Annotated in this window: 8 protein-coding genes; 3 read left to right on the forward strand and 5 right to left on the reverse strand. The window is 59.4% G+C overall.

The genetic code is table 11. The features are described 5' to 3' along the window. The first annotated feature begins 3 nt into the window (after nt 1-3). Both AC1RP7_RS20200 and AC1RP7_RS20205 read left to right on the forward strand, forming a co-directional pair. Nucleotides 4-3645 (forward strand): transporter substrate-binding domain-containing protein, encoded by a 3642-nt coding sequence (locus AC1RP7_RS20200; protein WP_493181040.1) that lies wholly within the window; start codon nt 4-6, stop codon nt 3643-3645. A 49-nt stretch (nt 3646-3694) separates the two neighbouring features. Then, nucleotides 3695-6640: an HD domain-containing phosphohydrolase gene (locus tag AC1RP7_RS20205; protein ID WP_493181041.1), complete on the forward strand. Its 2946-nt coding sequence runs from the start codon at nt 3695-3697 to the stop codon at nt 6638-6640. On the opposite strand, the gene AC1RP7_RS20210 is transcribed toward AC1RP7_RS20205, so the two are convergent. Then, nucleotides 6641-7123: a GAF domain-containing protein gene (locus AC1RP7_RS20210; RefSeq protein WP_057713828.1), complete on the reverse strand. Its 483-nt coding sequence runs from the start codon at nt 7121-7123 to the stop codon at nt 6641-6643. Beyond that, a complete protein-coding gene (locus AC1RP7_RS20215; RefSeq protein ID WP_057713827.1) occupies nt 7120-8010 on the reverse strand; it encodes an ATP-binding protein in 891 nt (296 codons plus the stop codon). The genes AC1RP7_RS20210 and AC1RP7_RS20215 overlap by 4 nt, the downstream gene beginning before the upstream one ends. A 123-nt stretch (nt 8011-8133) precedes the next feature. Between AC1RP7_RS20215 and AC1RP7_RS20220 the strand changes: the two genes are divergently transcribed. After that, nucleotides 8134-10497: a hybrid sensor histidine kinase/response regulator gene (locus AC1RP7_RS20220; protein ID WP_493181042.1), complete on the forward strand. Its 2364-nt coding sequence runs from the start codon at nt 8134-8136 to the stop codon at nt 10495-10497. On the opposite strand, the gene AC1RP7_RS20225 is transcribed toward AC1RP7_RS20220, so the two are convergent. The 3 genes from AC1RP7_RS20225 to msrB form a co-directional block, all read right to left on the reverse strand. Next, nucleotides 10481-10942, reverse strand: coding sequence for a MarR family winged helix-turn-helix transcriptional regulator (locus tag AC1RP7_RS20225; RefSeq protein ID WP_057713825.1), 462 nt, complete (start codon nt 10940-10942; stop codon nt 10481-10483). The genes AC1RP7_RS20220 and AC1RP7_RS20225 overlap by 17 nt on opposite strands. After that, a complete protein-coding gene (locus AC1RP7_RS20230) occupies nt 10939-11424 on the reverse strand; it encodes a glutathione peroxidase (protein WP_056727098.1) in 486 nt (161 codons plus the stop codon). The genes AC1RP7_RS20225 and AC1RP7_RS20230 overlap by 4 nt, the downstream gene beginning before the upstream one ends. A 195-nt stretch (nt 11425-11619) precedes the next feature. Further along, entirely contained in the window at nt 11620-12015 is a 396-nt protein-coding gene (msrB, locus tag AC1RP7_RS20235) for a peptide-methionine (R)-S-oxide reductase MsrB (protein WP_223532610.1), read from the reverse strand. Between the last annotated feature and the right edge of the window lie 223 nt (nt 12016-12238).

Consider the following 12238-nt stretch of genomic DNA (forward strand, 5'->3'; position numbering starts at 1 on the left):
TGGATGCCCAGACGTTTGAAGGTCTATCTGATTCAATTGACCGCAGGTCTATGCGTGAGCACCTCGTTGTTCGGGGCACCGGGCAATGAAAACTACACGCTGCTCAGCCGCTCGAAGGTCGGAGCGCTGGAGGTTCGGCTGGATGAATCCCAGCGACAATGGATAAAACAAAAAAACCAACTGACGCTCGGTACGTCAGCCCCGGACTATCCACCATTCGACCTGACCACCAGTGGTCAGGACTATGAAGGTTTTACCGCCGATTACGCCGGTCTCCTGGAAAAAGCAACCGGTCTGCCCGTCACGGTTCAGCGTTTCGATTCCCGAGGGGCCGCGATCACTGCGCTGGAAAATGGCGAAGTCGATCTGCTCGGCACCGCCAATGGATTCGAAGCTGGCAACGCCGACATTGCACTGTCCATACCCTATGCCGTCGACCAACCCGTATTGGTCACCCGCGAAGGGGAAACACGATCCCTCACCGATGGCCTGGCCGGATTGCGCCTTAGCATGGTGTATCACTACTTGCCGCTGGCCGAAGTCAAGGCGTTGTATCCGAAGGCGATCATCACGTCTTATCCGTCCTATCAGAATGCGATCAATGCCGTTGCTTTCGATCAGGCGGACGTGTTTCTCGGTGACACCATTTCAACTCACTACATGATCAACAAGGGGTATCTGAACAACATCCGCATGGCCAACTTCGGCAAACATGAAGCCTTTGGTTTCAGCTTCGCCGTCAACCGGAACAACCCTGAGCTGCTCGGCATCATCAACTCCATGATCACGGCCATCCCCTCCAGTGAACGAGAAAACATCGCCAAACGCTGGAGCGCCGGTAGCGACATTCTGCTGACCGATCAAAAGCTGCAACTCACTGACCGCGAAGAACGCTGGCTGAGCCACCACCCGATTGTGCGCGTTGTCGTCAACGAAGCCTTTGCGCCACTGACATTTTTCGATAGCAATGGCAATTTTCGCGGGGTCACCGCAGATTTGCTTGAGCTTATCAGGCTGCGTACCGGCTTGCGCTTCGATATCCGGAGCAGTCGAAGCGATGACGAGATGATCAAACAGATCAAGGACAACAAGGTAGATGTGATCGCCGCGTTGCTCCCCAGTGCCGAACGTCAAACCCAGCTGAACTTTACCCGCCCCTTTCTGGAAAATTCCTACGTCCTGCTGACCCGCAAGGCCGCCGACAGCTCGACCAACCTCGCGCAGCTACAAGACAAGCGCCTGGCCATTGCCCGCGGCAATCCAATCATCGATTACCTGCGCAGAGAGTTTCCCCGAATCAATTTGATCGAAACCCCGGACACCTTCAGCGCCGTGGAGTTGCTCGCCGAAGGCCAGGCAGAGGGCGCGGTGAACTCACTGGTCATTGCCAATTACTTTATTTCCTCGCGGCTGTTCGAGCACACATTGCAAATCAGCACCACCATCGGCACCGAGCAGGCAGCGTTTTCCCTTGCCACCGCTCGGGGCGCCAAAGAGCTGAACGCCATTCTCGACAAGGCATTGCTGAGCATCTCGCCGGAAGAACTGGGCATCATCAACAGTCGCTGGCGCGGCTATTCGGCGTCCTCGCAAAGCACCTGGCGCAACTATCAAAGACTGTTCTACCAAATCGTCATCGGTGCCGGCGTGCTATTGCTGATTTCCATTGCGTGGAACGACTACATGCGACGCCAGATCAAGCAGCGCAAGGCCGCCGAGCGTGCGCTGAACGACCAGTTCGAGTTCATGCGATCGCTGGTCAATGGCACGCCCCATCCGATCTACGTACGTGATCGCCAGGGGCTGCTGCAAAGTTGCAACGACAGTTACCTGCAAGCGTTCTGCGCCCGGCGTGAAGATGTCATTGGCAAAAGCGTCATGCAGGGATCGATGAGCAATGTGTTCGAAGCCCGGGAGTACCAGGCCGACTACCAGCGCGTAGTGGCCGAGGGCAGACCGTTGATCGTCGATCGCGAGCTGCACATTGGTGGCCGGCGGCTGACGATCTATCACTGGATTCTTCCCTATCGGGATTCCAGCGCAAAAGTGCAAGGCATTATCGGTGGCTGGATCGACATCAGCGAACGGCGGCAACTGCTCGACGATCTGCGTTGCGCGAAAGAACGCGCCGATAACGCCAACCGGGCCAAAAGCACGTTTTTGGCCACGATGAGCCATGAGATCCGCACGCCGATGAATGCAATCATCGGCATGCTTGAACTGACACTCAAGCGTCTTGATCATCAGCACCCGGAGCGTCCGGCCATCGATGTCGCGTACAACTCGGCGAATGGGTTGCTGGAATTGATCGGCGACATTCTCGACATCGCCAGAATCGAATCAGGACGCTTGAGCCTGACTCCGGAGCGGGTTGATCCGGGTGAACTTGTGACCTCGGTCGTGCGGATTTTCGAAGGTCTGGCCCGACAGAAGGAACTCGAGCTGCTGCTGGAGTTTTCATCGGCGAACCCGACCTTCGATGTGTTGCTGGACCCATTGCGCTTCAAACAGGTGCTGTCCAACCTGATCAGCAATGCCATCAAGTTTACCGAACAAGGCCAGGTCCGGGTCATTGTCGACCTGCACCCGGCAACGCAACCTGAGCATGTGCAGATGCGGGTGCAGGTTCACGACAGTGGTATCGGGATCAGCGAACAGGATCAACAACGCCTGTTCGAACCCTTCGCTCAGGCCGACCACGCCATGCAATCGGCCAGGGGAGGCGCAGGGCTGGGGCTGGTGATCAGTCGCAATCTCTGCGAGATGATGGGCGGCAGCCTGCAATTGCGCAGCGAGCCGGGCATCGGTACCCAAGTGGAGGTGTTGCTGCAGCTGGAAACGTTGCCGCTGCAACAGTCGGCCCGTGCGGTCGAAACCCAAGTCGTCGTCGCCACAACCCCATTGAATGTTCTGGTAGTCGACGATCACTCGGCCAATCGATTGCTCACATGCCAGCAACTAGAGTTTCTTGGACATCGATTTACCGTCGCGGCCGATGGACAGGAGGGATTGGAGGCATGGAAGGACCAGCCTTTTGATCTGGTGATCGCCGATTGCAACATGCCGGTCATGAACGGTTATGAGCTTGCCCGTGCCATTCGCCAGCATGAGCGACAACTCCATCGTCCTCCCTGCACCGTTCTCGGCTTTACCGCCAACGCCCAACCGGAAGAAATACAACGCTGCAAACAGGCCGGAATGGACGACTGCCTGTTCAAACCCCTCAGCCTCGGAGCCTTGAGTCAATGGGTGCAAGGCATTGAACCAACCCATGTAGCCCCGGCGTTCAGCCTTCACGGGTTGAAACTGCTGACCGGGGGCAACCCGAAATTGAACCGACGATTGCTGAACGAGTTGGTGAACAGCAACCGCCAGGATCTGCCAACGCTGCTGTCGCTATCCAGCTCTGGGGATACGCAAGCGCTGCAGGACATTGCCCACAAAATCAAAGGCGCAGCCCGGATAGTACAAGCCTCCCGCCTGATCGACCGCTGCGAGGCACTCGAAGCCGCCTGCCATGAGGATTCCGATCGCGAAAAAGTGGCCGGATGCTGCAAATCCATGGAGCGCACCATGCTCGAACTGGAGGACGCGTTGCTACGTCAGATCGAGCATTACGACGAAGGCAAACTGCCAGAGCCTTAACTATGCTTGGTCCCTCAGCGGTGTGTTGACCATCATGGAGAAACCCGCAATGCCTGACCCACTGCGCACGGATCCACGCCGGTTTCCGCTGCATGTCCATATCAGCGTGATGTTCACCTTTTTGCTGTTGCTGACCGGGGCGGTGCTGGGGCTTTTCAACTACCGGCAAACCACACAGATCATCTTGTCCAGCAGCGAAAAACTCTTCAACCGCATTGAGCAGGATGTCCGCCTGGACCTGCACGCTATCTATGACCCCATTCGTCATCTGTTGAGCCTGCTGGCACTCAACCCGGCGGGCCAGTCCCCTGATCTGGAACAGCGCCTGGCACTGCTCGAACCGTTCAGCCAGTCACTCGAGGACAACCCCAACCTGGCTTCACTGTACCTGGGCTACGACAATGGTGACTTCTTCATGGTCCGCCCGCTGCGCACCCCGGAGGTCAAAGCCCTGGTCAAGTCTCCGGACACGGCGGTTTTCCAAGTCTGGAGCATCGAGCACGACAGCAACGGCCAGCCCCACTCCCAGTCGTTGTTTTTCGACCGGAACCTGGCACTTGTCAGCCGTCAGGACAACCTGAACGACACGTACGACCCACGCAACCGCGCCTGGTTCACCAGCGCCCGCGGCGACAACGACCAGATCACGACCGAACCCTATATCTTTTTTTCCACCCACAACATCGGCACGACGCTGGCACGACGCAGCGGCGACAAGGCAATCCTGGCCGCCGACCTGACTCTGGCCGAACTCAGCGCGACCCTGGCCAAGCACGTCGTGACCCCCAGTACCGAAATCGTGCTGTTCGATGCCGAAGGCAATGCCATTGCCTACCCCGACAGCCGCAAGCTGATCATCGATGATCAGACGTCCCGCCTGGTCAAGGCGGCGGACCTGAGCCCCGGCCTGGACGCGTTGCTCAATAGTCCCCCTCAGGGCAGTCGCCTGAACGCCAACGGCCGGCAGTGGATCGTGGCCCGCAGCAGCATGCAGGAAGGCGGCCCCCAAGGCCTGCAATTGGCGCTGCTGGTACCGGAAGACGAGTTGCTCGTCGACGCTTACCGGATGCGCTGGCAGGGTGCGCTGATTACCCTGGCAACCTTGCTGTTATGCGTGCCGCTGGGTTGGCTGACATCAAGAATCCTGGTCAAACCCTTGCGCGCCCTGGTGCAGGAGGCCGATGCGATTCGCAGTTTCGATTTCAATTTTCCGCTTTCCCGCCGCTCGCCGGTGCTCGAAGTCGACCAGTTGAGTGTGTCGATGGCACGAATGAAAGACACCCTGGCGAGCTTCTTCCAGATCACTGACAGCCTCAGCGCCGAAACCCGTTTCGCCCCGCTGCTGGAACGGGTGTTGTTTGAAACCGTGAAAATCGGCCAGGCCCAGGCCGGCCTGATCTATCTGCGCGAAGGTGATGGCCAGCACATGAAACCCCACGGGCTGGTCATCAATAACACCGCCGAAAACCTGCAAGACTTCGACATCCGCGGACACTCGCTCGAGAACCCGCAAAGCCCCCCATGGCTGCACCAGTTGGCCAACGTCGACAATGTCGTCAGCAACCTGGGGTTCGAGCAGGCGGGTGATCTGCAGAAAATCCTGCTCGCGCTGGAAAGTCCTCGGGTCCATCTGATCGGGATCCGCCTGCACAATCGCCACAACGAAACCGTGGGTCTGCTGGTGTTGCTCTTGGCCGACAGCGGCGAGCAGAGCGATCTGGACAAGCTGCGGCCGGACCGCATTGCGTTTCTCCAGGCGGTGTCCGGCGCGGCTGCCGTGTGCATCGAAAGCCAGCGCCTGCAAGCCCGGCAAAAACAGCTGCTGGACGCCTTCATTCAACTGCTGGCCGGCGCCATCGACGCCAAAAGCCCCTACACCGGCGGCCATTGCCAGCGCGTGCCGGAACTGACCCTGATGCTCGCCCAAGCGGCGGCAGCGAGCCAGGAGCCCGCCTTCAGCGCCTATCAGCCGACCGAAGATGAATGGGAGGCACTGCACATCGCCGCCTGGCTGCACGATTGCGGCAAGATCACCACCCCGGAATATGTCGTCGACAAAGCCACGAAGCTGGAAACCCTGACCGATCGTATCCACGAAATCCGTACCCGCTTCGAGGTACTCAAGTGCGATGCCTGGATCAGCTACTGGCGGGGCATTGCCCTGGGCGGTGACGAGCAACCGTTGGCGGAACTGCGCAATGCCAGCCTGGCCGGACTCGATGACGATTTCGCCTTCGTTGCCCGCTGCAACCTCGGCGGCGAAACCATGGCCGACGCTGACCTGCAACGCCTGCGCCGCCTGGCTGAACGAACCTGGACCCGGACCCTGGATGACCGGCTGGGCGTGTCCTGGGAAGAAAACCGGCGTCAGGCCCGAACGCCCGCCCCCAACCTGCCCGTCAGCGAACCGTTACTGGCGGACAAACCCGAGCACCTGTTCGAACGCAGCGAAAACGAAGTGATACCGCAAGACAATCCCCTGGGCTTCAAGCTCGACGTTCCGCCCCACAAATACAACCGGGGCGAGTTGTACAACCTGAGCATTGTCCGGGGCACCCTGACGAGCGAGGAGCGGTATGTCATCAATAACCACATCGTTCAGACGATACTGATGCTCAACCATCTGCCGTTCCCCGAGCACTTGCGCAGCGTCGCGGAAATAGCCGGCGGGCACCACGAAAAAATGGACGGCACCGGGTATCCGAAACGCTTGAAGCGAGAAGAAATGAGCTTGCCGGCGCGGATGATGGCGATTGCCGATATTTTCGAAGCGTTGACGGCCGCCGACCGCCCCTACAAAAAAGCCAAGACCTTAAGCGAGGCGCTGGGCATCATGGCGTTCATGTGCCGTGATGCCCACATCGACCCGCAGCTGTTCGGGCTGTTCATCAAGGCACAGATCTATTTGCAGTACGCCAGGCGCTTCCTCGACCCCGGGCAGATCGATACGGTGGACGCGTCGGGCCTGCTGACCAAGGCCGGCCTGACGTCTTGATCAGCAGTCGGTCAGGCGCAGGAAAATCGCCGCCAGCTGTTCGATTCCAGCCTGGTCCTGCGCGGTGAAGCGCGCGAGTTTCGGACTGTCGAGGTCGAGCACACCGATCAATCGGCCGTCCTTGACCAACGGCACCACCAGTTCGCTGTTCGAGGCGCTGTCGCAAGCAATGTGACCGGGAAACGCGTGCACATCTTCGACTCGTTGAGTCTGCAGGGTGGCTGCCGCCGCCCCGCAAACGCCACGACCGAACGGAATCCGCACGCAAGCGATCTGCCCCTGAAACGGGCCCAGCACCAGTTCTTCATTACGGTTGAGGTAAAAACCGGCCCAGTTCAAATCATCGAGTTGATTGAACAGAAACGCCGAGAACTGTGCGGCATTGGCGATGAAGTCCCGCTCGTCCGCCAGCAATGATTCCAGCTGCGCGTGTAGCATGCCGTAGCCTTCGAGGCCCTGGCCGCTCTTTTGTAAATCGATCATGCCTTGTGCTCCAACAGTTTCAGCCCGACCCAGTAACGGGCAAATTGATAGGCGCAACGCCCATTGCGGTTGCCTCGGCCGGTGGCCCAACGTACCGCCAGAATGTCCAGCTCTTCGGTGCGCTGCCACGCCAGTCCGGCCTTGCCGGCCAACTGGCCGATCCAGTGCTCGACGACGTCGAGGAAGTGTTCCTGGGTAAACGGATAGAACGACAGCCACAGGCCGAAGCGGTCCGACAGTGCGATCTTGTCTTCCACCGCCTCGCTCGGATGCAGTTCGCCGTCGACCCGTTTCCAGTTTTCGTTGTCACTTTCCTTTTCCGGCACCAGGTGGCGACGGTTGGACGTGGCGTACAACAAAACGTTGTCCGGCGCCTGTTCCAGCGAGCCATCAAGGACGCTCTTGAGCACTCGGTAATCGCCCTCGCCCGACTCGAACGAGAGATCATCGCAAAACAGCACGAAACGCTGGGGCAGTTTGCCGATCTGTTCGACCACCCGCGGCAGGTCTGCCAGGTGATCACGTTCAATCTCGATCAAGCGCAAACCGGCGTGAGCGTGTTCGGCCAACAAGGCGCGCACCAGCGACGACTTGCCGGTGCCGCGCGAGCCCCAGAGCAAGGCATGGTTGGCTGGCATGCCGTCAAGGAATTGCCGGGTATTGCGCCCAAGCTGCTCGACTTGCCGGTCGACGCCGATCAGGTCCGACAAACGCATGTCGAGGCTGACCTCCAGCGGCATCAGATAACCGCCGCGCGACTCACGCTGCCAGCGCGCGGCCAGGCATTGCGTCCAGTCGATGGCTGGCCGTGGTGCCGGCAGCAACGGCTCGATACGGGCCAGAACGGCATCGGCGCGTTCAAGAAAAGCATTCAATCGGGAATCCACGACTTCTCCTCGGGCACGTTCACAGTAATGATGGTGATACAGCGACGAAACACAGCGTCACACAAGCGGCTACCCCCGCGGTACAGCCCTCGCGAGAACATCAGCAGACAGACATGATCGACTATGCTTGAGCAGCGAAAGGAAACGGAAGTGGTTCACCCCCCCATGGACATCAAATTCACCAACCGGCTGTCATTCAAGCAAGCCCGGCTTACCGTGCTGGTCGGTTTCATTCTGGGCACGCTGCTCAGCCTGCTGCAAATAGGCATCGATTATGCCAGTGAAGACGCCTCCATCAATCGTGAAATCCTTTCATTGCTGGAAATCAGCCACAACCCGGCCTCGCGAATCGCCTACAACATCGACGCCGAACTCGCCAAGGAACTGACCTTGGGCCTGCTGCGCTCGCCAGCGATCATTAGCGCAAAACTGATCGACAACAACGGCACCGTGCTGGCCAATGTCAAGCGACCCGGTGTGGAAAACGGTTACAGGATGCTCAGTGACTTCCTGTTCGGCGCCAGCCGACAGTTCGAAGACCGGCTTTACCTGGATAATTTACCCAACGAATCCCTGGGTACGCTGCGCCTGAAAGTCGATACTTACTCCTTCGGCAACCGGTTCCTGCGCCGGGCCGAAGTGACCCTGCTCAATGGCTTCGCCCGCAGCCTGCTGCTGTCCGGCATCCTGCTGGCGCTGTTCTATGTGATGCTGACCAAACCCCTGGTGCGGGTCATCCGTGAACTCAGCGGTCGCGACCCGAGCAGCACCGAAGCGACCTCGCTGGAGTGTCCCGTCGGGCACGCCAACGATGAGATCGGCGTGCTGGTCAAGGCTGCCAACCAGCAATTCAGGAACATCGCCACCGAAATCCAGCAGCGGCGCAACGCGGAAAACCGCCTGACCGAGTACCTGGGCCAACTGGAAAACATCGTCTCGGCCCGCACTGCCGAACTCAAGGCGATCAACGACCGGCTGAGCCAATCCAACGAGGAACTGGAAGCCGCCCGCAGCACAGCACTGGACATGGCCGAAGCCCGCTCGGTGTTCCTGGCCAACATGAGCCATGAAATCCGCACGCCCCTCAATGGCTTGCTCGGGATGATCGCGCTATCCCTCGACGGACCGCTCAATGCCGAACAACAGCAGCAACTGTCGATCGCCCATGATTCGGGCAAAGTGCTGGTGGAATTGCTCAACGATATTCTCGATTTGTCGAAGTTCGATGCCGGCCAACTCGAACTCGAACACATCCCCTTCGACCTGGGTTCGCTGATCGAAGACACCGCCAACCTGTTGTCGCAGAACGCCGCCCCCAGCGTCGAACTGACCTGCCTGATCGATCCGCATTTCCCGGCACTGGTGCTCGGTGATCCGACCCGGGTGCGGCAGATCGTCAGTAACCTGCTGTCCAACGCCCTCAAGTTCACCCGTTTCGGGCGGGTAGACGTACGCCTGTCGACGTTTGGCGACGGCGTCAGAATCGAAGTCTGCGACACCGGCATCGGCATCCCTCAGGAGGCGCAGGTCAAGATCCTCCAGCCTTTCACCCAGGCCGGTGCCGGCATTACCCGTCAATTTGGCGGCACCGGGCTGGGCCTGGCCCTGACCTATAACCTTTGCGAAGCCATGCAGGGGCGTCTGACCATCAGCTCCGAGGCGGGTTTTGGCAGCCAGTTCTGCGCGGAGTTGCCATTGCCCAGCCATACCCGTGCAATGCCAGCTGTTTCGCTCAGGGGCAAAGTCATTGCCATCACGGCCGCCAGCAGCGGACTGGGGGAACTGTTGAACAGCCTGTTGCCTGTCTGGGGGCTGGACTATGAACGGCGTTCCATGGATGACCCATTGCTTGGCCTGGCAGCCGACGTGCTCATCACCGACTGCCCCGAATGCCTGTTCAGTTTGCGCCCCACCCTCAGCGCGCCAATCCTGCTGATCACCGCGTATGGCAACTTCATGCCCAGCGAAGAGGTCAACGCACTCGCCCCCTTGCAACAGCAGGCCCGCCCTTTGGCCCGCAGTATGCTACTTCAAACGTTGCGCAGGATCCTGCAACCGCAAACCCAACCGGTCAACGAGGCTCGACTCGACACACAATGCCCGCAACGTCGCGGGCGCGTGCTGTTAGTGGAAGACAACCCGGTCAACCAGTTGGTGGCCAAGGGCATGCTCGGCAAACTCGGCTGCGAGGTCACCACCGCCGCTCATGGTGGCGAGGCACTGGATCAACTCGAGCAACGGGATTTCGACCTGGTGCTGATGGACTGCAACATGCCGGTAATGGACGGCTATGAAGCCAGCCGGCAAATCCGCCGCAGCGGACGCTGGCCCCAACTGCCCATCGTTGCCCTGACGGCCAACGCCATGTCGGAGGAGCGTGAACGCTGTCGTGCCGCTGGCATGAGCGACTACCTGGCCAAACCCTTCCGGCGCGAAGAACTGGCCGCCCTGCTGGACCTGTGGATCCCCGCTATGACAGCGCCTTGATCTGCCCCAACAGGTGATCGAGGCCATCGCGCAATTCGTTGAGACGATTCAGATCGACCCCGCTGTCGCACAACAGGCGCGCCTTGAGTGGCCCAACCTGTTCGCGCAAGGCCGTGCCGGCTGGCGACAGGCTCAGGTGCACTTCACGTTCATCGCGCGCCGAACGCTGACGCTGCACCAGTTGCAGTTGTTCCAGGCGCTTGAGCAAGGGTGTCAGCGTGCCGGAATCCAGAGCCAAACGCTCGCCCAATGCCTTGACGGTCGGTTGCTCCGGGGTCGCTTCCTGCCACTCCCATAAAACCAGCATCGCCAAGTACTGAGGGTAAGTCAGGCCCAACTGATCGAGCATTGGCTTGTAGCCGCGAATCACCGCCCGGGATGCCGCGTACAGCTTGAAGCACAACTGGCTGTCGAGCTTCAGGGAATCGACTGACAAGGTGTTCATTTGAGCAGGGCTTCGATCTCGCGGGTCAGGTCCTGCGGCTTGGTCGCCGGAGCGAAGCGCTTGACCAGTTGCCCGTCCTTGCCGATCAGGAACTTGGTGAAGTTCCACTTGATGCCCTGGGAACCCAGCACCCCCGGTGCGCGCTTTTTCAATTGCACGAACAGCGGATGGGCATCGGCACCATTGACGTCGATCTTTTTGAACAGCGGGAAGCTGACACCGAAGTTCAGCTCGCAGAACTCGGAGATCGCCCCTTCATTGCCCGGCTCTTGCTTGCCGAACTGGTTGCAGGGAAAGCCGAGCACCACCAGGCCTTGGTCCTTGTAGGTCTGCCACAGCTCTTCCAGGCCTTTGTACTGCGGAGTGAAACCGCACTTGCTGGCCGTGTTGACCACCAACACGGCTTTGCCGGCGAAATCCGCCAGAGTCTTTTGCTCACCCTTGATCGTGGTGCAAGGAATGCTCAGCAGGTTGTCGCTCATGTTTGAGGTTCCGATTGAATGGAAGAGATAACAAAATAGCGAGCAATTGAATTGTGTGCAATTTAAATTATCGAACGCCAATCCACTGTAGGAGCGAGCTTGCTCGCGATGGACCAGAGAACAACTCGGGGCACCAGGCTTCCCGCGTTATCGTTGACGACCATCGCGAGCAGGCTCGCTCCTACAGGGCTCGCATTACTCGCGCGGCACCAGGTCCAGGCACACCGAGTTGATGCAATAGCGCAGGCCCGTTGGCGGCGGGCCGTCGGGAAAAACGTGCCCCAGGTGCGCGTCGCATTTGGCGCAGACCACTTCGGTGCGGATCATGCCGTGGCTGACATCACGGATTTCGGTCATGGCGCTGTCGCCGATTGGCGCGTAGAAGCTCGGCCAGCCGCAACCCGAGTCGAACTTGGTTTTGGAGTCGAACAGCGGCTCGTTACAGCAGATGCAGTGGTAGATACCGTCGGTCTTGGTGGCGTTGTACTTGCCGGAAAACGGTCGTTCGGTGCCTTTGAGGCGGCACACGTTGTACTGCTCCGGGTCGAGCATCGCCTTCCATTCTTCCAGGGTTTTTTCCAACTTTTCCATCATCACACCTCAGCGGCTGAAAAAGCCCGATCTGTACCTTTTCCACGGATCGGGCGGCACGTATGATTGCGCCTCGTCAAACGCCAGTCTGGCAGCCAGACCACGCGCATTCAAACGGAAATATGGGTGCTGCATCTCAAGGCGTCAGGCCTGTGTGAATACGCAGGATTCCCAGCACGGCTGCCCAAACGCCGTCTGGATCGTTCATTTTCGGGAACACATC

The sequence above is a fragment of the Pseudomonas sp. GW822-FHT01E03 genome (assembly GCF_058802985.1).